Here is a 24,493-nt window from a genome sequence, read left to right as displayed (position 1 = left end):
TTCTTATTCTATTATTTAGAAGTTTTATTTTCTTCAGAGACTTTTAAGTAGGCATTCACGAAGCGGAAAACCTTTTGCGCCTGCGGATCTTTCAGCATTTTCAGCAATCCAAAGATGCCCACTACTTCATTGCTTTTTTCTGCCTGGTCTTTAGCTTCAATTGCATTCGCAGCGAAACCTTTAACAGTCGTTTTCACTGGACCGGCAATTTCAGATAAGAATTCTGATGTGTCTTTCTTTAATACTTCATCTCCTGCTAAGGATTGGACAGTATCATAAGAGCTGGAAAGGATATTAACTAGCTCTGTCAATTTCGGAAGCTCTTTTACTAAGGCAGTCAGCGAATCTTGAACCTCAGGATCCAGGAGCTGATCCAGTAATTCCCGCTCATCTTGTGTGACTACTTTTTCTTGTTCTGTTGACACTGATTCTGACATATTCACTTCTCCTTTTTCTTAGTTTTTTTATAATAAATTCTTTAAAAACAATTGGACCGATTAACAAAGAAGTTTCCTCTGATTCGCAAGGCGATCGAGTTTTCTGCAAAATAAAATTCTTCTTATCTATGATACTTCTATACGATTAACCGACTATATTAGCTTATAATATAACTTTGTGAAATACAACACATTAGAAGTTTTTTATCAAATCTAAATTAGGCTGTAAATAGACTCAGCATCACCATTTAGCAAAAGTTCAGATGAGTTCCTTCCATATATTGGAGTGCAGATGTTTTCTTTGAAAACTGTTACTTTCATCACCCAATACCCTGCTGAAATATTGGTTAGTTCGATTATAATGGATCGTTTGAAAATGTTGTAACGATAAAACCCTGAATGAAGGAACTTTTTTATAAGTGTCCTTGATTCAGGGTATCGTTCTAACGAGTTGAACCGTTCCATTCATTTCAAGACAAATTGCATACCGTCTTTAAAGTTCTTACTAAAGATAATAAAGAGTATGAGGATCGGTAACGTTAACAGGACGGAACCAGCATACATTGGTCCAGGATAGCCGCCGTAAGGTCCAAACATCTGGGCAAGCAGCACATTTAGTGTCAGCATGTTTTCACTATTCACGACCAACATGTCCCATAAGAGTTCCACCCAGCGTTCCATGAACACAAACAGGAAGACGATCGTAGTGATAGACTTTGACATCGGCAGGACGATTTTCCACACAATTTTAAATTGACTTGCCCCGTCCATCTTGGCGGCTTCAATCAATTCATCCGGCAGACCTCTGAAGTAGTTGGTATACATAAAGATCGCCCACAGGTTTACCGCTTTAGGCAATATCATTGCCCAGTACGTGTCGTACAGCCCAAAGTAACGGATAATCAAAAAGAGCGGAATTAATAGGATGACCGCAGGATAGAACATTTGAAACAAGATGATATTGTTGATTAAACGATTCCCTCTAAACTTCAGCTTTGCCAGCGAAAAGCCAACGAGAATCGCTGTCGATAACATAAGAAAAGAGGAAGCAGTCGTCACGAAGATACTGTTAAAGAAAGCTCTCAGCCATGGCCGGGCTTCGACGCCTTCTCCTCCTGTGAACAACCACTCATAGGACCGCAGCGTAAACTCCGTCGGAATAATTTTCCGATCCACTTGATCCCAGACCGCGAACGATCCAAGCACCATGTAAATATAAGGGGCGATCATTACGATCATGACGGTGAAAGCTAAAATATATAACATCGTCACTTTTTTGCGATTACCAGCCATGTTTAGCCCCCCATTTCTCAAGAATTTTTCTAAATACTAATATCGACCCGAAGGTTACGAACGAGTTAATGACTGCGATTGCTGTACCGTATCCAGCATTTAAGCGCTCAAACGCCTGACTGTAAATTTCAAGCTGCCACGTATGCGTAGCAAGATCCGGACCGCCGCCAGTCAGTACGTAAGGTTCGGTGAATATCCCGAACATTAAACCTACCGCCAAAATAGTGACCGTATAAAAAGACGGATATAACATTGGAAGCGTGACGTGCCAGAACCGTTTCCAGCCAAGTGCTCCATCAATCTCTGCTGCTTCGTAGACGTCTTTCGGGATGCTTTCAAGACCAGCGACAAACAGCAGCGCATAATAGCCCGCAAATTTCCAAGCCATCATTAAAGCAATAATTAATGGTGCTAAAATCGAAGAACCAAGCCAATCAATGTCTAGACCAAATGAATGCCGGAGCCAAATGTTAAGCGGACTATTGTAAGATAAAACTCCATTCACCACAATCGCCGAAGCCACACCTGATGCTAAATAAGGCAGGAAGAAGGCTACCGAAAAAAGACCTTTAAATTTTGGCAGAGAATGAATGATGACGGCGAGCAATAGCGCTCCACCAACCACGATCGGTACGAACATGATCAGGAACTTGTATGTAACAAAGAAAGCTGCTCGCACACTTTCACTGAAAAAAGCTTGAATGAAGTTCTGGACGCCGACAAATTCGTAATCAGGCGCGATTAAATTCCAATTGGTAAACGCCAAATACGTCGCCCATAATAAAGGGAACAGAAAAAAGATAAGGGAATAAATGAGGTAAGGGCTGGCAAATAGCCAGCCTAACCTCGCATTACTTCTTTCCATTTTACTTCAACACCTTTTTGATGGCGTCGGTCATATCGCTCCATGCTTGATCAGGAGATTTCTCACCTTTGACGACAGGGTTCACCGCTTCTTTACCAATCAATTCCTGGACTTCTACCGTCTTCTCATTATCAATCGGCGGAACAGCGTTCGGAATGTTTTCGGCATATTTCTGAAGCTCTGGATGTTCCTTTAAGAAACTGGTAAACGTTTCATTCGATGATAAATCATCACGTGCAGGAGGAAGGTTCGTCTGTTTGAACCAATCTAAATCATGCTCAGGATCAGAATAAACCCACTTCACAAAGTCAAAAGCAGCTTGCTGTTGTTCTTTGGTTGCCGAAGCATAGATGGAGAGTCCTTTGGTATCAGCAAAAGTTTTCTCCTTTTCACTATCTACACCTTCCGGAACCGGAGGCATCGTAAGATCATAGGTTTCGCCAAGCTTCATTTCTGGGTATTTCTCTGCCCAGGCAGAGAACGTCCATGGTCCGATATCTACCATAATGGATTGGCCCGTTTCAAATGGGTCCGTAGATTCACGAGTTAACAGCAAGTCATTATCGCTCAAGTCCTTCAAGAATTGTAAGGTAGCAACGCCTGCTTCCTGGTCGGCCACAAGGTCATTTCCTTCGACAAAGTTATTTCCTTTAGATGCTCCATTATAAAGCATGAAGAAGTCAAACCAACGTGCCCACCATGTAGGCTTCACTAAATCGGCACGGGACCATAAGAACTTGTCCGGATATTTTTCTTTCAGTTTTTTTCCAACTTCTAATACTTCGTCGTATGTTTTAGGAGGTGAATCAACCCCAAGCTCCTTGAGGATATCCGTTCTCCAGCCAAACAGCATAGCGTTCGAATAGATAGGGAGCACGTATTGATGATCATCCGCAAACTTCCAAGTAGAGATGGTTTCTTCCATTTTGCGGTCTTTTAGCAGTTCGTCATAACCATCAAATTCGTCTAACGGCACTACGGCACTGCTTCCAGCAAGCTGAGCAGCAAATCCCCGGGAAATGTTTTCAGATATGGCAGGGGCATTACCAGCAGCAATCGCGGATTGAATACCCGCTTCAGAAGATGGACTTTCCGGCATTGGTGAAACTTTGATTTTCACATCTTCGTTTTCTTTCATATATTGTTTTGCCATGTCTTCCCAGAATACTTGCTGCGAAGGGTTAGGGGCTGCCCAGAAGTCAAACTCAACCTTTCCATCTCCTTCCCCGCTTGAACTATCAGATGAACAACCTGAGGCGATAAGAGCTACGACAAACAGTAGAATTATAAAACGATAATTACGAAACTTTTTCATACGTGTTCTCCTCCCTTAATTTGAAATGGATCCGGAATTCTGATCTTATGGGCTTCTGCATCACTGACCCCAACATACAACTCCACTTCTCCATGACCCACCTGAACGAGACCTCCGCTAAATAATACATCAGTTAAATCTTCACGTTTCGCTTCCCCTCCAGGAAAGTCGTCTCGAACGGCAATGATCTTCATCTCTTCCAGCTTCATCTCCTTGCGGTTCAATAAACAGGTCATTGGATAATAGTGGCGGTTCCCTGCTCCATCAAACCGGGCGATATGGCCAAGTATTCCAATCTTCCCACCATCGAAGAGATAAAGCTCATTCGCCCCGCCCCACTCTTCCTTTACGAAATGCTCCTTTAGCAATGGTGCATCCTCGATAACTTGAGCGGTCAGTTGATCAAGCGTTTCAATTTCGGTATAACCAATCTTTCCTCGTCCCCCTTTTTCTCCTTGAGGACGGGTGCAAATGCCAATTCGGTGGTCAGGCAGTTCGACTAAACGAATGTCCTTCATTCCTTTTGGTCCTTCTGCAAAGCGCTGCAGTTCAGAGATGTTCGCCCCTTTGTAAAACACCGTTTTCCATTGGAGCGCCCCTTCCTTTGCAGGATCTGGAGCGACTTCTACACCGCCAAATACGAGTTGCTCATGGATGGTGACTATAAAAGGATCTTGAAGCTCAAACGTGGGGGCAGCTTTTCTTGGTTTCCACTCCTCTCCCTCTTTTGAGAAAAACATGACCTCAGAGTACTCGGATTTCCTTGGTTCTACTCTGCCTGCGATTACTTTTTCATTTCTATCGGTAAATGGAGCGGTAATGTTGTAGACATCACGGTCTCCTACACCGGTAAAATGGAGCTTTTCTCCCTTATTGGGCGTGGATTGTTGTCGAAATTGATTCAGCAGTTGTTTGACAGTTAACGTCATCACTCTTCCCTCCCTTACACATCCGTTAGTCGAGATAATATGTCATCCAATGCTACCTCACAAACAGCCATTGATGTATCCGATACACCATAATAAATGCGCAAGCTCTGATTCTGTAACGTGACACCACAAGTGAACACAACATCACCAAAGAATCCATTAGTCTCGTAATCCGCTTCCGGGGCCAATATAGGTTCTTTCGTTTTAGCAAGAACTTTGGAAGGATCCTCTAAATCAAGCAGCACCGCTCCCAAGCAATAGCGATCGTCTCTATCTGCCGCATGATAAATCTCAAGCCATCCTTGGCTAGTTTTAAACGGGACGGCTCCACCGCCAATCCGGCCATTATCCCAGCCGTCTTCACTTAGACCTAACAAATGTTGATGATTTCCCCAGTATAGAAGGTTGTCCGACTCTGCCAGCCAAATCTCCGGCTGTCCAATCCCCTTAGGAACAGGGCGGTGAAGAGCGTAATACTTGCCATTCATCTTCTCCGGGAAAATAGCAACATCCTTATTTTCCGGGGGAAAAATCAGTCCTAACCGTTCATAACTTACAAAATCCTTTGTAGAAACGAGACCAACCGCAACCCCTTTATCAGATATCGCGCTGTATTGGATATAATATGTATCTTCAATTTGGGTCACCCGCGGATCTTCAACGCCCCACGATTCAGCAGCTATTTCTGGATAAATAAACGGTGCATCATCAACGGTGAACGATTTTCCATCTGAGCTTCTGGCAATTCGGATATAAGATAAGGAAGTTAAGAAAGCTGTTCTTCGTTGTGTTTCATTGAAAAGGATAGTGCGCGGATCCGAAAAGTCATAACCTTCGTCATCTTTTTTCAGAGACAGCACCTTTACCTGCGGCTCTCCATATGAAAAATCAACCACTGTAGTTTTTACTTCATCAGGATTGTTTTGGACGGGACGCTCTGCTACTCTTAAAAGAAGCAATGTTTCCCCATTTAACTCCGCCACACCTGCATTGAATACTCCGATTACTTCATGATCATCATGGTAAGCAGCAATATCTTCCGGCTTTAAAATTGGATTCTTCTCTAGACGATGCACAATCATGTCATTCTGATCCCCCATTCTTCATTGAAAACCCTTACATGAATTATTAAATAAAAAACATGACAAACATTATTATTCTGTTAAGTAATGTTATAATTAACCTTACAAACGATTATACTATTACTATTTGTCATGTCAATAACATTTTCTGTCTTAGCAAAGTTCTTCATTATCATTGAATTAATTGGAAGTTTTAAGTATATTATTAAGTAACGTTACAAAATAATGTTCGGATGACTGTTTATAGAAAGGTTGACTTATATATGAGAAAAAGAGTCACAATGCAAGACATTGCAGATCGACTGAATATATCCAAGAATTCTGTCTCTCAAGCTCTGTCTGGGAAACCGGGGGTGAGTGATGAGACGCGGCAGCTCGTGCTGAAAACTGCAAAAGACATTGGCTATCACTATAATCCAGGCAATGGTAACACGAAAGAGGAAGAGAAAATCACAGGCAATATTGCTTTAATTGCTTCTGAATTCGCCTTTTCCATGAAAAGCTTTTTCGGAGAAATTTACTTAAGTGTAGAAGAAGAAGTTAATAAGCGAAATAAGAACCTGCTGATCCAATCCATCAATAACCACTCAAGAGATCAGCTCATTCTCCCACCTTTTATTGAAAAACGACAAGTCGATGGCATCTTAATCTTATCTCATATTAGTAATGACTATATAAATAAGATTTTAGCTACAGGTATTCCGACCGTATTGATCGATCACCACCACCCGGAGATTAAAGCAGATGCCATCCTTACTAATAACCGTTTCGGCGCCTATACAGTTACCAAGCACTTGCTGGAACTGGGTCACAGAGACATCGCATTTGTAGGGAACATTGACTTCTCGCCAAGCTATCAAGAGCGCTGGGAAGGCTATCACCTTGCCCACAGAGAATTCGGAATAAAACCAAAGGAAAACTTTCAATTGAAAGATGCCCTGGAAGAAGCGCCAGTCATTAATTACTTCATTAACCAACTTGAAGAAAACCCGACCGCCTGGGTTTGTGTAAATGATGGGTTAGGCTACCTTGTGACTTCCGGCTTACAGTCACTCGGATTTAAAGTCCCTGATGATGCTTCTGTCTGCAGCTTTGATAATGGCCAGCTGTCTCAGCTGTCTACACCTTCGATTACGACGATGGACATCGATTTCAAAGCCTTCGGACAAAATGCGGTTGAAAAGCTGTTCTGGCGGATGGACAATCGTGATGAACCTCATCAGGAAGTTTTGCTGCCGACGACTTTGATTGAGAGAGAATCGACGACCAAGGTACGGAAAAAGAATAAATTAAAGCAGAATTCATAGAAAAACCAGCTGATAAATCCCCCCTCATTACTTGCTAAACCAAAAACCCGCACGATTGTAAATCAATTGTGCGGGTTTTTGATATGTAAACTACTTCTATAAAAAAGAGAAGGTACTCTTTTATAAACGTACGCTCACTAGCGAATACATTTAGAAAGAGTCCTTCTCTCTGAGTTTATTATTTAGTTACAGTACCTGCATCGGCTGGATGTACGCCATGACGATAGAAGTCAGCGTCAATTGGATCCAATGGTTTGCGTCCAAGGATGAGGTCCGCTGCTTTTTCGGCAAGCATCAAGACAGGTGCGTGGATGTTCCCGTTCGTAACGTAAGGCATAGCAGAGGCATCGACCACTCGCACATTGTCGAGTCCGTGAACCTTCATCGTTTCTGGATCTACTACAGCCATTGGGTCTGAAGCTGGTCCCATTTTCGCTGTACAAGACGGGTGAAGCGCGGTTTCCGCATCTTCTTTTACCCACTCCAGGATTTCCTCGTCGGTTTGAACGTTAGGACCAGGTGAGAGTTCCGCAGCATTGTAAGGTTTCATAGATGGCTGTGCCATAATCCTTCGAGTGACTCTTACTGCTTCCACCCATTCACGTTTGTCCTGTTCCGTAGAAAGATAGTTGTAAACCATGCTTGGATGCTCTTTCGGGTCTTTGGAACGAATCTTTAAGGACCCGCGGGCATCTGAGTACATAGGTCCGACATGAACTTGGAATCCGTGATCCGTAGGTGCCTTTTGGCCATCATATCGAACAGCAACTGGAAGGAAATGATACATGAGATTCGGGTAATCGACATCTTCATTCGAACGGACGAAACCGCCGCCTTCGAAATGATTCGTCGCTGCCGGCCCTGTGCGTCCGAACATCCATTGCAATCCGATCCAAGGCATGCGGGCTTTATTTAAATTCGGCTGTTCAGAAACAGGAAGCGGACAAGCATGCTGGATGTAAACTTCGAGGTGATCCTGGAGATTTTCTCCCACACCTGGAAGGTTCACTACCGGTTGAATTCCAAGAGATTTAAGGTGTTCAGCTTCACCTACACCTGACAATTGCAACAGCTGCGGCGTGTTAATCGCACCACCTGAAAGAACGACTTCACCTGCTTGAACTTGGTGAGTCTTTCCGTTGCGCTGATAGGTCAACCCCTTTGCTTTCGTACCGTCGAAGTCAATGCTCTTAACAAAAGCTCGCGTTCTAACGGTTAGATTCTCACGCTTCATAGCTGGATGCAGATAAGCGCGGGAAGCAGACAACCGCTGCCCTTTGTACACATGCTTATCGAACGGTCCGAATCCTTCCTGGCGAAACCCGTTCACATCAGGGGTTCTTGAATAGCCAGCTTCTACTCCTGAGTTAAAGAAAGCTTGGAATAAAGGATTTTTAGCAGGTCCACGTTCTAACTTAATAGGACCGTCGTGACCGCGAAGATCATCATCCGGGGATGCTAACGCGTTTTCCAATCGTTTGAAATAAGGTAGGCAATGGGCGAAATTCCACGTTTCCATTCCAGTATCGGCTCCCCACCGTTCATAGTCCATCGGGTTACCTCGTTGATAAATCATACCGTTGATGGAACTAGAACCGCCTAGTACCTTTCCGCGGGCATGCTTGATACGTCGTCCATTCATATAAGGTTCAGGATCTGATTCATATTTCCAATCGTAAAGGCTTTTTCCTGCAGGATACGGCAGAGCTGCCGGCATCTGGATCAATAAGTCCCAAGAATAATCACTGCGCCCCGCTTCTAAAACAAGTACACTTTTTTTTCCGTCTTCACTTAAGCGGTCGCCGAGTACAGAACCCGCACTGCCGCCGCCAACGATAACAATGTCAAATGATTCAGTCATAATTTGTTCCTCCTTGCATGGTGAATTCGGAAGGAAAGGGTTCAGACCTGTGCTCCAAACCCCTGCTTCCTTTATCAAATCTATTTATCTTTTTAATTCATTACTTAGTCTGCAATTAATCTATAGAGAATGAACTTAGAACCAGTTCATAGTTTCAGGTTTATGGTTACGGAAGATATGCTTGGTTTCTGTATATTCTTCCATGCCTAATCGGCCAAGTTCGCGGCCAATACCTGACTGCTTGTATCCGCCCCACGGAGCATGCGGGAAGTAAAGATTGAATTCATTGATCCAAACCGTACCCATACGCATTTTCGCTGCACAGCGTTCTGCTTTCGCAATATCGTTTGTGAAAACACCGCCGGCAAGACCGTAGATGGAGTCATTCGCAAGCTTAACGGCTTCGTCTTCTGCTTGGAATTTCTCAATCGTAATGACAGGACCAAATCCTTCCTCCTGCACAACACTCATGTCAGTCGTGCAGTCTGTGAAAATGGTAGGCAAGTAGAAAAAGCCATTTTGTAATTCAGGATCTTCAGGGCGCTTACCACCAACGGCAAGTGTTGCTCCCTCTTTAACCCCTGCTTCTACATAATTTTCTACTTTCGCAAGGTGTTCCGCTGAAATAAGCGGTCCCATTTGCGTATCTTCATCAAATCCGCTTCCTAATTTAAAGTTCTTCACTCGTTCTACAAGGGCTTGAACGAACTCATCGTGGATGCTTTCTTCGACGATGAGTCTTGTACCAGCGGAACAGATCTGTCCTGCGTGGAAGAAAACACCGTTTAACGCCTGATCAACGGCTACTTCGAAATCTGCGTCAGCAAAGATAACATTCGGATTTTTCCCGCCAAGCTCTAGGGCAAGATTCTTCACATTGGAACTCGCCGCCTGCATAATTTTCTTACCGGTATCAATGCCGCCTGTGAAGGAAATAAGATCAACATCTGTACTGCTAGACAGCTCTGAACCGATGGCAGCGCCTGTACCAAGAACCAGATTCGCTACACCCGCAGGTACGCCAGCTTCTTCGATCAGTTCAAATACTTTGATCGTCGTAAGCGGAGTAATTTCACTCGGCTTCATAATTAAAGTGTTTCCTGTCGCAATCGCCGGAGCCAGTTTCCAGGACGCTTGTAGTAAAGGATAATTCCAAGGAGTGATTTGTCCGCAAACCCCCACAGGTTCGTAGACTACTTTACTGCTGGAATTTGGAATAGGAGAATCGATCAGCTCTCCGCCATCCTTATCAGCAAGCTCTGAGAAATAGCGGAACACTCCAGCGATATCCTCCATGTCTCCACGGCTTTCTTCTACTGTTTTGCCTGTATCCAGTGATTCTAAATGAGCAAGCTCTTCCTTATCTCTTTCAATAAATTCAGCAATTTTCCTCACGAATGCCCCTCGCTCTGTTGCTGGGGTTGACGACCATTCGCCAAGATCAAAGGCTTCTCTTGCGGCAGCGATGGCTGCTTTGGCGTCTGATTCATCACCTTCTGGGACCTCGGCAATGACTTCCTGATTAAATGGATTAATAATCGTACGCGTGTTTCCTGAGTTTGCGTTCGTCCATTCTCCGTTAATGTATTGTTGTAGTTTTAGATTCAAATCTATCACTCCAATTTTTTAAATTAAGTTTGTTAAAAATTTATTTAATAACTAAAACACTAACATGTCTTTTTTAGGCTGTCAAAATAAGTGACAGATGATAAAGAAATCATTAAAATAAAGGTAGATGGTTAGAATGAGAAAGAGAATAACCGTTTTAAATAGGAAAAACCACCCCGTTCATTTGACATTTCATCTCAACAAGATAACATTAAGTTTATAAAGAAGATTCGATAATTATTTAACACGGTTTACTTTATATTGAAGGAGCGACCTTATGAGTGAATCTAATGAAAGTTCCAGAATTAAAATGGAAGAAGCTAAAGATAAAGTCATTGGTGCCATTGCAGAAACAATGGATTTATATGGGGTCACCCCCGCCGCTGCCAACTTATATGCGACCATGTACTTTGAGGATCAGATGACACTCGATGAAATGCGTACAGAGCTCGAAATGAGCAAACCAAGTATGAGTACCAGCGTCCGCAGGCTCCAGGAAATAGATATGGTGAAAAAAACATTCACCCGCGGTTCCCGGAAGCATACGTATGTAGCGGAGAAGAATTTCTTCCGCTCCTTCATGGCCTTTTACTGTCAGATGTGGGAACGAGAAGTGAAAATGAATTTCGAAGCGATCGAGGAGTCACAAGAAGATTTCATAGAGATTATCAAAGATCCTGACAGTACTCCAGACATCGTAGCAGAAGCCAAGAAATACTATGATCAATTAGAAGAATCTAAAACCTACTACCGCTGGCTCGATGATCTAGTTGCAAGTATAAGAAGCGGTAAGATATTTGAATTCCTGCCTAAAGATCGACGAGATTAAGGTACAGAAAGCTATCAGGCAGTTTAATGGCAAGCGGCTATTGACTGCCTGGTCCTCTGACTATTCCCTCTTTTTTTAAAAAATAAGCAGGCTTCGTTTTGCTTTTTTGTTAAATAAATTTTTAATACATTAAACTTTAAAGATGTATTTTAAATAATAAATACCTTCATGAAAGGAGTTTTGAACATGAATAAGCGGAAAACAGGATTTATGTTATTTTTAGCTATACTTATGGCAGCTGTACTCACAGCATGCGGAAGCACGAGCGGCGAGGATCAATCAGGATCAGACTCAGAGGAAAAGAGTAAAGAAATAACGATGGGCCAAATTAACTGGGCTGAAAATATTGCCATAACTAACATGTGGAAGGTCATTTTAAAAGATAAAGGCTATGACGTGAAGTTAAAGAATTTGAACATGGGATCTACCATGAAAGCATTAGAAAATGGCGATCTGGATGCTAGTTTAGAAATCTGGCTGCCCGTTCAGGATGCTAACTATCTGAAGAAATATAAAGATACGGTTAATTTCTCCGACGCTACTTGGTATGACCATGCAAAAGTAGGGCTTGTTGTTCCTGCCTATTTAGATGACATTAACAGCGTTAAAGACTTAAACGCCCATAAAGATATGTTCGATGGCAAAATTGTCGGGTTTGACCCTGGCGCCGGAACGATGGAAGTGACAGAGAAACTAATTAAAGACTATGACCTTGATTACGAACTGCAATCAAGCTCTGAACCTGCAATGTTAGCTGAGATTGGCAAAGCCATTGACGACAAAGAACCTATCGTTGCCCCGCTTTGGAGTCCTCACTGGGTATTCTCCAAATATGACCTAAAATTCCTCGATGATCCGAAGAAAACATTCGGTGGTGTTGAAAAGATTCACCATGCGACAAGACAAGGATTTGCAGACGATTATCCAGAAGTAAGCCAATGGTTTAAGAACTGGAAAATGAATGATAAACAAATCGGCTCGCTGATTGACAAAGTAGAAAACAGCGAAGAACCTCTTGAAGGCGCTAAACAGTGGGTAGATGAAAATCAAGATTTGATTGATGAATGGGTAAAATAACACGCCTAGAAAATATAAAGAAGCTGGTCTCCCATTATGGCAGAGACCAGCTTCTTTTGTTTATGGAATAGATACTAAGAATGTATTCCTGAGGCTATACAATTTATATAATCTTCAGCTGCATCTTCACGGATTTCAACTGTTTGCAGCTTTATTTAAAGACTTTGACTCCAGTCCATGATCGTTTCTCCTTCAATATATTTCTCCGCATCCATGGCCGCCATACACCCTGTGCCCGCAGCTGTAATCGCTTGACGGTACTTTTGATCTTGAACATCCCCACAGGCAAATACTCCCTGAATATTAGTATTTGTTGTCCCAGGCTCCACGAGAAGGTAGCCTTTTTCATCCATATTCAGCTTACCTTTAAGAAATTCGGTGTTAGGATTGTGTCCGATCGCTACAAAAATTCCATCGGTATCCAGAATTTCTTCTTTCCCCGTGTCGTTATCTTTTACTTTTAATCCAGCGATCTTCATACCGTCCGATACCATTTCTACAGGCGTCTGATTGAGCGCCCAAGTAATTTTCTCATTGTTTTTGGCACGGTCCTGCATAATCTTAGAGGCACGTAATTCGTTCCGGCGATGAACAATCTGAACCTCACTTGCAAACTTTGTCAGGAAGTTCGCTTCTTCCATAGCAGAATCTCCTCCGCCAACGATGATGACTTTCTTATCTCTAAAGAAGAATCCATCACAGGTTGCACACGTACTTACGCCTTTTCCGATGTTTTCTTTTTCTCCCGGGATTTCAAGCAGCTTGGCTGATGCTCCGGTGGAAATGATCAGAGACTGCGTCGTTACCTCTCCGATTCCATCGATTGATAACGTAAAGGGGCGTTCGTCAACTGCGGCATCGGTTACCCATCCCCTCTTGAACGTCGCTCCGAATCTCTCTGCTTGTTTCCTCATATTATCCATAAGCTCCGGCCCCATAATGCCATCTGAAAATCCGGGAAAGTTCTCTACTTCTGTGGTTAAGGTAAGCTGCCCGCCTGGCTCCGGCCCTTCAATAACTAAAGGTTCCATGTTCGCTCTTGCTAAATAGATCGCTGCTGTTAATCCTGCAGGTCCTGTTCCTAAAATCACTACTTTTTCCATGGTCATACCCTCCAATAAATGTTTCATCTTCATCTATTTCCTAACTTACTCTTTTTTCATTGGTCCGTTGAATAATAGCATTATCTTATGTGGAAATACCTTTACCATTCTCCGATTAAGTCTACTGGTCAAGTCCCACAGTTCCCTTATGATCCTCTATTAAAGTATAGACCTCGGAAACACCGGTTAAACATTTAGTAATCCTTGCCTTCATTCGTAGATTTAGTGCTTCTCTTCAGCAAATTGCTGGATACGATCAGCTATTTGGTCGCGAACACGCTGAAAGACCTCCCATTTCTCTTCTTCGTTACCTTCTGCCTTAGCTGGATCGTCGAATCCCCAGTGGAAGCGGGTAACGTGTGGAGGAGTGATCGGACATTTATCCTTCGCATCCCCGCAGAGAGTAATGGCAAAGGCTGAGTTGCTTAAAATATCTGCATCAATAATATCAGAAGTCTGATCACTGATATCAATATCCACTTCCTTCATCGCTTTAACAGCGTTAGGGTTCAGTCCGTGTGATTCAATACCAGCTGAACGAACATCAAACTCTTCTCCAAGATATTTCTTTCCAAAACCTTCTGCCATTTGACTACGGCAAGAGTTTCCTGTGCAAAGAAAATAAATAACGGGTTTGTTAGACATGATACATTTCTCCTTTTGTTAAGGTCATGATAGAATCAACAGCCAAACATAGAGACCGGCTAATGTAATAAATAGTGTGGGAACGGTTAGTATTACTCCAATTTTAAAATAGTAGCCCCACGGAATTTTTACTCCTTTAGCGGAAAGGACATGAAGCCATAATAAGGTAGCTAAAGATCCAATCGGTGTAATTTTCGGTCCAAGATCAGATCCGATCACATTAGCATAAATCAAGGCGTCTTTCATCGTCCCTGTCGCATCGGTACCAGAGATAGCAAGCGCATCAATCATAACAGTTGGCATGTTATTCATGATCGAAGAAAGAATAGCAGCAATAAATCCCATAGACACGGTGCCGATAAACAGTCCCTGATCCGCCGTAGCTTGGATAATATTAGCGAGAACATCCGTTAATCCGACATTTCGCAGTCCATATACCACCACATACATCCCTAAAGAGAAGAATACGATCGCCCAGGGTGCCCCCTTCACCACTTCTCCCGTTTTCACAGCAGCACTTCTTCGTGCCATGATTAAGAAGAAAATTGCTGCAATTCCAACGATAAAAGAAACGGGAATGCCTAGAGGCTCACTGGCAAAGTATCCAACTAACAGCACAGCCAGGACACCCCAGGACAGGCGGAACATTTTGTGATCTTTGATAGCTTCGCTCGGCTTTTTCAGCTGTGAAAGATCATACCGTCCAGGAATACTCTTCCTGAAAAATATAAATAACACAAGAACACTTGCAGCTAAGGAAAATAAGTCCGGGATAATCATTCGCGAAGCATATTCAACAAATCCAATATGAAAGAAGTCTGCAGAAACAATATTCACCAAGTTACTAATGACCAGCGGCAAGGACGTAGTATCCGCGATAAATCCACTAGCCATAATAAACGGAAGAATCATAGCTTGCTTAAAGTTCAAATTCCTTACCATCGCTAATACAATCGGTGTCAAGATTAGTGCGGCTCCATCGTTTGCAAACAAGGCAGCAACCACTGCACCCAATAAAGTAACGTAAATAAACATGCGTCTGCCATCACCTTTAGCTGCACGGGCCATATGAAGAGCGGCCCACTCAAAGAAACCTATCTCATCCAGTATTAAAGAAATAATGATAATTGCCACAAAAGCGAGTGTCGCATTCCAGACAATATCGGTCACCGCAGCTACATCATGAAAGTCCACGACGCCAAAGAGTAAAGCTAAGATAGCTCCCGTACAGGCTGACCAGCCTATACCGAGGTTTCTAGGCTGCCAAATGACAAGCACTAAGGTAAGTAAAAAAATAATAATTGCTATAATGGCCAAATTCAAAGGAATCCCCCTACTAGTCGCATTGGATTCGTAAACCGGCGTCCTCCAATGCGGTTAATTTCTCTTTTTGATCCGGTATTTGTTCTAAAATCTTCTGAATAACTGGGTACGTTTCATGTTGGGCGTTTATGGAGTAGAAGATCCACTGCCCTCTCCTCTGTTCTTTAACCAGCCCTGCATCCCGTAGTTTTCTCAAATGCTGACTGATCGAAGGCTGGCTCATTTGTAACACTTCTACAAATTCACAAACACAGCATTCACTATCTTTGATGAGCCCCATAATGGTTAACCGGGTTTTGTCTCCTAGCAGCTTTAATGTTTTGGCTGTACCTTCTAACTCAATGATGGTTTCCTTCATAAGAATCACCTCGATTATTAGTATATAAGTATATGCTTATATTAGCAATAAAAATGATCCACTTTGAATTACGGAAGACCGTTCATTTTCTTTCCCTTTGATTATACAAAGGGAAGTTATTTTGGCGAGAATGGAATTATAAACGCCTAAACGCCTAGCTTAGCTAGAAATCTGATCTATGTACACGACTTGAAAACAAAAAAGAAGCCAATCCATATTTTTTAGGATTGACCTCTTGATTACTAGTTATGATGGAGAGGATAGTCACTCGTGCACCACCGATTTACATGGCGGTTCGATCCTTCAGCTTTTTATCAAAATATACCTAAATAAAATTATCGTTTGTCTTCCTCAAAGCGAACCGTATCTTTTAAATCATTGCCGTCTTCAATTGAATGACTGCTTGCCACTTTTTTCGCAAATTCCTTAACGGTCTTGACGCTTAATCCGGATTCCCAGTATTCAGCGATTTCGGGTTTCACTTTAACCAAGACAACATTCGGATCCTCAGCAGAAGTGTTCAGCACTTTTTCAACAATCTTACTCATGTACTCTTTCTTCTTCTGCTCATCTTGGACAAATTCTGCCGTACCGCTGATCGAAACATAGGATCCGCCTGCATAAGCTAAGTTAACGGCAGGATTAAGGTTGATGTCCTTATATTTCTCTGTATCTTTCTCTGTAATAAACCAGATCTCTTCTTTATCCATTTGTACTTCCTGGGTGTGCATCGGCCGTGACATTAGCTTACCTTCGGGAGAAACGGTGGTCAGCATGGCTACCTTTTCATCTTTAATTAAGTCTTTAATATTCTTAATGGTTTTCTCGTTAGTTTGTTCAGACATATCCTTTACCTCCTTATGATCTTAGCAGCTTTTACTTTCCTGAAGAGGAAAATGAAGCAGTCTGCTGTCTATCACATCTTCTTCCCCCTTTTCCCGTAGAAAGGTTCGATTACACTTATCCCAGCCACGGACCGTAAAAGAGACCCTTCTTCCTATTTCTATGTACCTTCATATAATAAAAAATAGAATCTCCTCCGTCCATTTACTAGTTAGAGGGGATTCTATTTTTTTGCAGGGCGTAACCAGCCCTCAATTATCAACCAGCTTATTCGGATTCATAATTCCCTTTGGATCAAGTGCGGACTTGATCGCCTTCATTACTGTCAGCGCATTTCCATGTTCCCGCTCCTGATATTTCATTTTGCCAAGTCCCACGCCATGCTCCCCTGTGCACGTTCCGCCACAAGAAAGCGCATAGGTAACAATCTCTTTATTAAAATGTTCCGCCTTCTGCACTTCTTCCGGATCGCTTGTATTAATCATCAGTAAAGCATGATAATTACCGTCTCCCACATGCCCCAGAATTCCTGATACTAGATTTAACTCGTTAATTTTCTCTCTCGCATGTTTGATAGCCCCGCCAAGCTCTGTGATAGGCACACATACGTCCGTGACCATTAGCTTCCGTTCAGGATTGCCGTGAATATAGGCATAAGCCAAATTATGACGAGCATCCCAAAGTTTATTTCTCGAGGCGTTATCCTTTTCAAATTGAATGTCTTCACATTGATAGTCGGCCACTATTTCTTTCGTAAATAAAACGTCATGTTGGAGACCAGGTTCATTACCATGAAACTCAAGAAATAAGGTCGCTTTTTCTTCGTAATCCGTTTCACTGAAGCGATTGACCTGTCTGACGGATGCTTCATCGACTAACTCAACGCGGGCAATTGGTACGCCTGCCTGCAGAATCGCTACCACAGCATTCACAGCATGATCCACGGTTGGGAACGCAGCGCGCCCTGCTGTTATATGTTCGGGTATCCCATAAAGCTGCAGCGTTAATTCTGTAATGCATCCTATAGTACCTTCAGAACCAACTATAAGACTCGTTAAATCGTAACCAGAGACCGATTTTCTAGCCAAATTCCCAGTTCGAATAATTTCTCCATCCGCCATCACCACTTCCAGGTCCTGAACCTGATCTCTCATTACCCCGTATTTGACCGACGTCGTCCCACTGGCATTCGTTGCCGCCATACCTCCAAGAGTAGCATCCGCTCCAGGGTCCACAGAGAAAAAGAGGCCATACTTCTTCAATTCTTTGTCGAGCTGCGAACGCGTCACCCCGGGCTGGACTTTGACAAGAAAGTCATTCTCCCGCACCTCAATCACTTTATTCATCGCTGAAAAATCAATTGAGATTCCTTTATTATAGGGGATTGCATGCCCTTCTAAGCTCGACCCCAGTCCAAAGGGAGTCACAGCAATTTGGTGCGCATCCGCTATTTTTATAATGTGACTCACGTCTTCCGCACTTTCTGGAAAAACAACAAGATCAGGAGCGTTCCAGGCGTGGTAGGACTCGTCTTTGCTGTGATGTTCAAGTATGGTTTCGTTCGTGGTAATTTGGTATTCGTGCAAGTGACTTTTTAATTCATCTACTAAGGATTGTATCGTTTGTCTCATATGTAATCCTCCTCGTTTTTTATTGTATTGGGTCACATTATACTTATTTGTTTAATAATTACAATAATTCTGACTAGGTGTAACAGACCGCGCACAGATTTTCGCCACTCTCCTTTAATAAAAACAATCCCCTCAGCTATCGTGCTGAGGGGAAGCTTATTACTTTGGACGACGTTCTTCAATACCAATTAGGATTTCGAATTCGTTCCACATAGGAGATACCTCCTTTTTTGAGTCGCTATTCAAAAACTTAATGTTATAGAATTAACAAGCCCACATAACTGAGCACCTATGAATTTTCTTTTGCAGCACGTTACCTTTTAATCTCTGCATGATTTATAAAGATCGCTCACTTCTACCTCTGGCAGCACTTTCTTTTTTTCTCTTCCTATAGATAACGGTTGACCCAAAGAAAATGATGGAGACATATAAAAAATCCGCCGATTTTATGAGCAGCGGATTACGTTAGGAATTAGAAGAATATGAAAAATGGTGCACATCGAATTTCAGCCGTACGACCTGGCTGCCCTTACATCCAAATCCATAGGAGATTATCTCAGTATCTTTCTCTTTTTTCCCTAGCAACCGTTAAGTTGCCAGGTTAGTACATCCTATGAAATGACTAGAATGATGAGTGGGTTTTTTTCTTTAAACGGTGATATTTGGATAAATTACTCATGAAACTATGCTTGCTTGATAGAAGAAACAAACGTAAAGTTCCAGGCAAATAGAGATTCAAAGTAGAGATGCAGGTCGAAGGGAATATGAAATAAGGAGATATCCATCTGTTATTTATGATCTTTAAACCCTTGTGCCTGCTATTAACCCACTAAAAAACCTCTCAATCAATTTTGAGAGGTTTTACATTTTCTGGTATTCATTTCGCTAACTAAGCCAGATCAGATGAATTTAACATGCCAAAACATTCAAAGCACTCATCTCTCTACCAGGTTCAAAGTATTCTCTTAATCTGTTCAGCAAACTCCGCTCCGTCCAGCAGCCTAGGACCTCCACCCTGGACAAACTCAGGTTTTCCTCCTCCTTTTCCTTCAATAAGAGGCATGGTTTCTTTTGCAATTTCATTCATATTTCGATCAATTTCCGCACCACGGGCCAGGACAAACTGGAGCTGCTCCTGCTGTTCACTAATGAGAATCAGATAGGAGTTCGGCGCTTTTTCCGTGATCAATTTCCCCAGTGACTGGAGCGTTTTAAACATTCGGTCCTTAAAAACACGCACAATGACTTGAGCATTTTCAGCTTCAGATATGATTTCACGAGCTTCGTACTGAAGCAGGTGTTCCTCCATTTCAGCCAATCTCTTATCCTTCTCCTTGCTTTCTTTGATCAGCTGATTGACTTCTTCGGGCAGCTGCTGTTCCGGCCTGGAAATGAGCTGCTTCACTTCTGATAAAATGCGGTGCTTTTCCTCTAACCTGTCTAACACACGATAACCGCAGACAAACTCAAGGCGGACCTGCTGTTTATTTTTTGTCCAGCCAAGAAATTTCACAGCCATGATCTCTCCCGTAGAGCGTGGGTGTGTGCCTCCGCAGCCGTTGTAATCAATTCCCGGAATGATAACTAACCGAATATCTCCATCAACGGAAAGCGCCTTACGAAGCGGGTACGCCTGTGCTTCTTCTACAGACACCCACTTCGTTTCAACTGGCTCGTTTTGAAAAATCAGTTGATTAACCCGCGCTTCAGCTTGCTGCAATGTATGCTCGGAAAGATGATCGGTATCCAAATCGATCGTGACCGTATCTTTCCCTAAATGAAAGCTCGTGGTCGGAATACCGAACTGATCTTCAAATACTGCGGAGATAATGTGCTGACCGCAGTGCTGCTGCATATGATCAATCCTGCGTTTTTCATCCACCCTCCCATTCACTTGCAACGTATCTTTAGGAAGTTGTTCTTCTATGTAATGACGCACCTCATCCTGTACTTCTTCTACATCATAAACATATACTCCATTGATCGTTCCTTGATCATGCGGCTGTCCGCCCCCTGTTGGGTAGAACGCCGTCTCCTCAAGGACTACATAAATGCCTCGTTTGTCCTGATCCACCTTATTTACCATCGATTCGAAATCCAGAAGATAGGGATCTTCATAGTATAATTTCTTCGTCATGCCTCTTTCCTCCTTAATCAACATCCAAGTCTGATCTCGCTGTTTCGCCCCGGTTTCTCAGTAAATAGAACTGCTTCGCCATATGTTCAGGAGTGTATGGCCTATCGTTTTTCAGCCAGGCAATGATGGTTCCGATAAGGGCAGAGGAATCATACCAGACTAGAAAATCTTTTTCGATTCCCACTCGTTTCGCATAGGAATCCTTTCTTTCTACTCTTGTTATAATCCGGTGGGTTAAATATTCTAATAAGCGCTCCCGGAAGATAGGAAGACCTTTGGAAGTAAGCACCACCTTATAAAAATCGGCATTTTCTCCGATGTAGGCAAGCATCCGTTCAATGACCTTCCATCCTTCTGTTTGATTCGTGTCCTTACGTGCTGTTTCATAGACCTCAGCCAGCTCCTGCAGCATATCCTCTGCCATCTTTTCCTGCATGTCCGGGATATCGCGATAATGCAGGTAGAAAGTGACCCGATTGATTGTCGCCCGTTCTGCCAGCCGATTCACAGTAATTTTTTCAAGATCCATTTCTTTTATCAATGCGATAAAAGCATCTTTCAACAACTGACGTGTGCGGATCACCCTGGGATCCAGTTTCTTATCCATCACGGCTGCTCCCTTCTTCATTTACTCTATAAAAAACAAAACTTAAACGACACATTAAAATATTTTGTAAACTAATAAACATTTTATAAATAATTGTTCGTTGTAGTCAATGGCGGAGTGTACTATACTCTAATTTATACTTCGTTAACTATACTACAAACTGTAAATTAAATCACGAATCATAAGGAAAGGATGTATAGAATTGAGTGCCACAGCAGACACAGGTTCGATCAAGAAATTACCTATTTTAACCATCATGATTCTGGGTGCTTTCTTTGTAATCTTTAACCAGACAACAATGACAGTTGCGCTTCCCCCTTTAATGGAAGCCTTTGATATTAAACCATCTACCGGACAATGGCTGACAACGGGATATATGCTTGTGAACGGAGTATTGATTCCGGTCACAGGCTTTTTAATGAAACGATTCTCGACAAGACAGCTGTTTCTTGCAGCCATGTTTATTTTTCTTACTGGGACGCTCGTTTCAGCGCTCGCCCCTGCGTTTTATGTACTGCTGACAGGACGATTGATTCAAGCCGCTTCCACTGGTATTGTCATCCCGCTGCTCATGAACGTTGTACTATCCCTGTTCCCGCCAGAAAAACGCGGGACGGCGATGGGAACTGTCGGGCTTGCGATCATATTCGCACCCGCCATCGGACCAACTTTGGCAGGATATATTTTAGATGATTTCCCGTGGCAGGTTTTGTTCTACGGCATGATCCCGTTTGTCGTCGTAATTATTATCTGTGCGTTCATTTTTCTAAAGAATGTTTCCGAAACGACCGCGAGCAAGCTGGACTTCCTAAGCTTAATCCTATCGACGATTGGCTTTGGAGGACTACTTTACGGATTCAGTGAGGCAGGACAGGAAGGGTGGTCGAGTACTGAGGTCATCATTTCACTTGTGATCGGTTTCGTTACCATAACAGCTTTCACTTACCGGCAGCTCCGTTCCGTAGAACCGTTTCTTGATCTAAAAGTATTTAAATACAACATGTTCTCTTTGACGACGATCATTAACTGTACCATTACCGTCGTCATGTACGCGGACATGATTCTGCTGCCGTTATACTTGCAGAACGCACGCGGGTTCACGGCTTTAGAATCTGGCGTACTTATGTTGCCGGGTGCCTTATTAATGGGGCTGATTAGTCCGGCCATTGGAAAAGTGTTCGACCGCTTCGGCGTAAAGTGGCTGTCTATTATCGGCATTGCCGTGGTGCTGGCTACGACTTACAGCTTCACAAATCTGACCGACTCCATCAGCTATACCACGCTTATTGTCATGTACGCAGGACGGCGGATCGGCATGGCGTTGTTCCTTATGCCACTCCAGACGGCAGGATTAAATCAGCTGCCAAACAGCCTGAATGCGCACGGAACGGCCATTTCCAACACCGCCAGGCAGGTGGCCGGTGCGATTGGAACCTCGCTATTAGTCACCATCATGACCACACGCACGAAAGATCACCTGCAGGATATGATGACGAGCGGAGCAAGTGGAACGAAGCAGCACCTGGTGATGGAAGCGTCCATTCAAGGAATTAATGATGCCTACTTTGCTATGTTAGTCTTTGGATTGATTAGTTTAGTCCTTTCCTTCTTCCTGAAGCGCGTGAAACAGGCACCTGAAGAGTCAACAGGGACACAGAGCCAGACATTAGCAACCGAATCATAGAAAAAGCCTGGCACATTTGGAAAGGTTCACGGATTGAAAGTCGACCATCACGAAACCCCTGCAGGCAGAAAAAACCCTTGCAAGTATAGGAGAGCTGACCAGGCATTTAAAAACTGCCTAATAAGAAGGAGAATTTTAAACAGCCTCCCGTAATGAAATTACCTATTAAAAAGCTGTGACTGGGACAAAATCTGGTCAGGCATTATTAAACCCTAACTGTGAAGGGATTACATTACTTCACAGTTAGGGTTTTTTGTGCCCGGCACGAGGTAGGATTTCTTGACGTTTCTCTTAGTCAATTCCCCTTATGAATAGAAAATAGGGAGTGAAAAAGAGCAAAGCGTAGGAAATACACGGAGACTTCTGCGGGAGGAAGGCATCGGTTGGACCCCGGAGTGCAAAGCACGAGGAGGCAAGCCAGCCGCCCGCGAAAAGCGGAGTGTATTTCCGGAGCGGTCATTCGGAATAACACCCTGCTTTTCCCTTAATTATTGTCCTTTAGTTGGCAGACATTTGCTTTAATCCCAGAGCACTTCCTCTTGTGAACCTTCGAGTTTAAGGCAGATCGTTTCCTGCTGCACGATAAAGCTCATACCATTCTTCCCTTGTCAGCTCGACCTCTGAAGCTTTGGCAATGTCCTGCATCCGCCCTTTGTTCATCGTGCCAACCACCGGCTGGATGTTCGCGGGATGACGCAGAATCCAGGCAATGGCAATCGCTGAGTCTGTTACCCCTTTTTTCTCTGCGATTTCCTGAAGCTTTGCGTTCACGTCCGGGAATGCATCATTTCCGATAAAGGGTCCTTCAATCATACCGTGCTGGAAAGGAGACCATGCCTGGATGGAAATATCATTCAATCGGCAGTATTCAATCACATTACTGTCACGTACAATCGCCGGATCATTCTGCATATTTACATTAAATCCAGCATCAATCATCGGTGTATGTACAAGACTTAACTGCAGCTGGTTTACAATGAGGTCATCCTGTAAATACTTGCGCAGGAGTTCCATTTGCATGGGGTTTTGATTACTTACGCCAAAGTAACGAACTTTTCCGCTGTCTTTTAATTCTGCAAAGGCTTCTGCAACTTCCTCAGGTTCCATCAGAGCATCCGGGCGGTGCAGCAGCAGGCTGTCCACATAGTCCGTTTTTAACCGGCGCAGACTTCCTTCGACAGATTCTAAGATATGATCCTTGGAAAAATCAAACATCCCATCGCGAATACCGCATTTTGTCTGCAGCTTCATTTTCTCACGAACATCTTCGTTCATATGGATCGCGTCAGCAAAGACTTTTTCAGATTCTCCACCGCCGTAAATATCGGCGTGGTCGAACAAATCGACACCACAATCCATTGCATTCTCAATGACTTCCGCTGCATCCTTCTTACTGAGTTTATTGATGCGCATGCAGCCTAAAGAAATTTCGCCAACTTCCAGATCGCTTCTGCCTAATTTAACTTTTTTCAACATAGACACCTCTTTCCTGGATTTGGTTTAATCTTATCATTTTCAAGAAAAGAAAGCGTTTAATTCAACTTCCATGAATTTCAATA

The 24,493-nt window shown here is 43.1% G+C and carries 21 protein-coding genes; 4 read left to right on the top strand and 17 right to left on the bottom strand.

The window, feature by feature from the left end; genetic code table 11:
• Nucleotides 1–11: 11 nt before the first annotated feature.
• The 6 genes from Q7A53_RS16180 to Q7A53_RS16155 form a co-directional block, all read right to left on the bottom strand.
• Nucleotides 12–437, bottom strand: coding sequence for a DUF1641 domain-containing protein (locus Q7A53_RS16180; protein WP_411790221.1), 426 nt, complete (start codon nt 435–437; stop codon nt 12–14).
• 465 nt (nt 438–902) lie between these two features.
• Entirely contained in the window at nt 903–1,730 is an 828-nt protein-coding gene (locus Q7A53_RS16175; protein ID WP_411790220.1) for a carbohydrate ABC transporter permease, read from the bottom strand.
• On the bottom strand, nt 1,720–2,595 hold the full coding sequence (locus Q7A53_RS16170; protein WP_411790219.1) for a carbohydrate ABC transporter permease: 876 nt from the start codon (nt 2,593–2,595) through the stop codon (nt 1,720–1,722). Before Q7A53_RS16170 ends, Q7A53_RS16175 begins: the two co-directional genes overlap by 11 nt.
• A 1-nt stretch (nt 2,596) precedes the next feature.
• The gene (locus Q7A53_RS16165) at nt 2,597–3,910 is read right to left on the bottom strand and encodes an ABC transporter substrate-binding protein (RefSeq protein WP_411790218.1); all 1,314 of its coding nucleotides are present in this window, start codon (nt 3,908–3,910) and stop codon (nt 2,597–2,599) included.
• Nucleotides 3,907–4,839, bottom strand: coding sequence for a DUF1861 family protein (locus Q7A53_RS16160; RefSeq protein ID WP_411790217.1), 933 nt, complete (start codon nt 4,837–4,839; stop codon nt 3,907–3,909). Before Q7A53_RS16160 ends, Q7A53_RS16165 begins: the two co-directional genes overlap by 4 nt.
• Before the next feature lie 14 nt (nt 4,840–4,853).
• Nucleotides 4,854–5,921, bottom strand: coding sequence for a BtaManbiosPhlase (locus Q7A53_RS16155; protein WP_411790216.1), 1,068 nt, complete (start codon nt 5,919–5,921; stop codon nt 4,854–4,856).
• Between the two features lie 263 nt (nt 5,922–6,184).
• On the opposite strand from Q7A53_RS16155, the gene Q7A53_RS16150 reads away from it, so the two are divergent.
• Nucleotides 6,185–7,228, top strand: a complete 1,044-nt coding sequence (locus tag Q7A53_RS16150) for a LacI family DNA-binding transcriptional regulator (RefSeq protein ID WP_411790215.1) — start codon at nt 6,185–6,187, stop codon at nt 7,226–7,228.
• Between the two features lie 178 nt (nt 7,229–7,406).
• On the opposite strand, the gene betA is transcribed toward Q7A53_RS16150, so the two are convergent.
• Nucleotides 7,407–9,089 carry a choline dehydrogenase gene (gene betA / locus Q7A53_RS16145; protein ID WP_411790214.1) on the bottom strand — a complete coding sequence of 561 codons (1,683 nt, stop codon included), beginning with the start codon at nt 9,087–9,089 and terminating at the stop codon, nt 7,407–7,409.
• A 135-nt stretch (nt 9,090–9,224) separates the two neighbouring features.
• Nucleotides 9,225–10,697: a betaine-aldehyde dehydrogenase gene (betB, locus tag Q7A53_RS16140; protein ID WP_411790213.1), complete on the bottom strand. Its 1,473-nt coding sequence runs from the start codon at nt 10,695–10,697 to the stop codon at nt 9,225–9,227.
• A 277-nt stretch (nt 10,698–10,974) separates the two neighbouring features.
• On the opposite strand from betB, the gene cudC reads away from it, so the two are divergent.
• Nucleotides 10,975–11,526 carry a choline uptake/conversion transcriptional regulator CudC gene (gene cudC / locus Q7A53_RS16135; RefSeq protein ID WP_411790212.1) on the top strand — a complete coding sequence of 184 codons (552 nt, stop codon included), beginning with the start codon at nt 10,975–10,977 and terminating at the stop codon, nt 11,524–11,526.
• A 186-nt stretch (nt 11,527–11,712) separates the two neighbouring features.
• A complete protein-coding gene (locus Q7A53_RS16130) occupies nt 11,713–12,603 on the top strand; it encodes a glycine betaine ABC transporter substrate-binding protein (RefSeq protein WP_411790211.1) in 891 nt (296 codons plus the stop codon).
• A gap of 155 nt (nt 12,604–12,758) precedes the next feature.
• Here Q7A53_RS16130 and trxB read toward each other — a convergent pair whose 3' ends face one another.
• From trxB to Q7A53_RS16090, 8 genes are all read right to left on the bottom strand, one after another.
• A complete protein-coding gene (trxB, locus tag Q7A53_RS16125) occupies nt 12,759–13,706 on the bottom strand; it encodes a thioredoxin-disulfide reductase (protein ID WP_411790210.1) in 948 nt (315 codons plus the stop codon).
• A 222-nt stretch (nt 13,707–13,928) separates the two neighbouring features.
• On the bottom strand, nt 13,929–14,351 hold the full coding sequence (arsC, locus tag Q7A53_RS16120; RefSeq protein ID WP_411790209.1) for an arsenate reductase (thioredoxin): 423 nt from the start codon (nt 14,349–14,351) through the stop codon (nt 13,929–13,931).
• Nucleotides 14,352–14,375: 24 nt separating this feature from the next.
• Nucleotides 14,376–15,674 carry an arsenic transporter gene (locus tag Q7A53_RS16115; protein ID WP_411790208.1) on the bottom strand — a complete coding sequence of 433 codons (1,299 nt, stop codon included), beginning with the start codon at nt 15,672–15,674 and terminating at the stop codon, nt 14,376–14,378.
• A 13-nt stretch (nt 15,675–15,687) separates the two neighbouring features.
• Nucleotides 15,688–16,032, bottom strand: coding sequence for an ArsR/SmtB family transcription factor (locus Q7A53_RS16110; RefSeq protein ID WP_411790207.1), 345 nt, complete (start codon nt 16,030–16,032; stop codon nt 15,688–15,690).
• 335 nt (nt 16,033–16,367) lie between these two features.
• Nucleotides 16,368–16,877 (bottom strand): pyridoxamine 5'-phosphate oxidase family protein, encoded by a 510-nt coding sequence (locus tag Q7A53_RS16105; protein WP_411790206.1) that lies wholly within the window; start codon nt 16,875–16,877, stop codon nt 16,368–16,370.
• Nucleotides 16,878–17,126: 249 nt separating this feature from the next.
• Entirely contained in the window at nt 17,127–18,506 is a 1,380-nt protein-coding gene (locus tag Q7A53_RS16100; protein ID WP_411790205.1) for an FAD-binding oxidoreductase, read from the bottom strand.
• A gap of 952 nt (nt 18,507–19,458) precedes the next feature.
• The gene (locus Q7A53_RS16095) at nt 19,459–20,643 is read right to left on the bottom strand and encodes an alanyl-tRNA editing protein (RefSeq protein WP_411790204.1); all 1,185 of its coding nucleotides are present in this window, start codon (nt 20,641–20,643) and stop codon (nt 19,459–19,461) included.
• A gap of 13 nt (nt 20,644–20,656) precedes the next feature.
• Complete coding sequence (locus tag Q7A53_RS16090; RefSeq protein ID WP_411790203.1) at nt 20,657–21,250, bottom strand: TetR/AcrR family transcriptional regulator; 594 nt, start codon at nt 21,248–21,250, stop codon at nt 20,657–20,659.
• Between the two features lie 256 nt (nt 21,251–21,506).
• Here Q7A53_RS16090 and Q7A53_RS16085 point away from each other — a divergent pair, with 256 nt between their 5' ends.
• Nucleotides 21,507–22,934, top strand: coding sequence for a DHA2 family efflux MFS transporter permease subunit (locus Q7A53_RS16085; protein ID WP_411790247.1), 1,428 nt, complete (start codon nt 21,507–21,509; stop codon nt 22,932–22,934).
• Nucleotides 22,935–23,489: 555 nt separating this feature from the next.
• Here the strand turns inward: Q7A53_RS16085 and Q7A53_RS16080 are convergent.
• A complete protein-coding gene (locus tag Q7A53_RS16080; RefSeq protein WP_411790246.1) occupies nt 23,490–24,407 on the bottom strand; it encodes an aldo/keto reductase in 918 nt (305 codons plus the stop codon).
• Nucleotides 24,408–24,493: the final 86 nt, after the last annotated feature.

Source organism: Halobacillus rhizosphaerae (genome assembly GCF_046719735.1).
Lineage (GTDB): Bacteria > Bacillota > Bacilli > Bacillales > Halobacillaceae > Halobacillus_B > Halobacillus_B rhizosphaerae.
The sequence above is the reverse complement of the archived record's forward strand: the minus strand, read 5'-3'. Positions and strand labels throughout refer to the sequence as shown.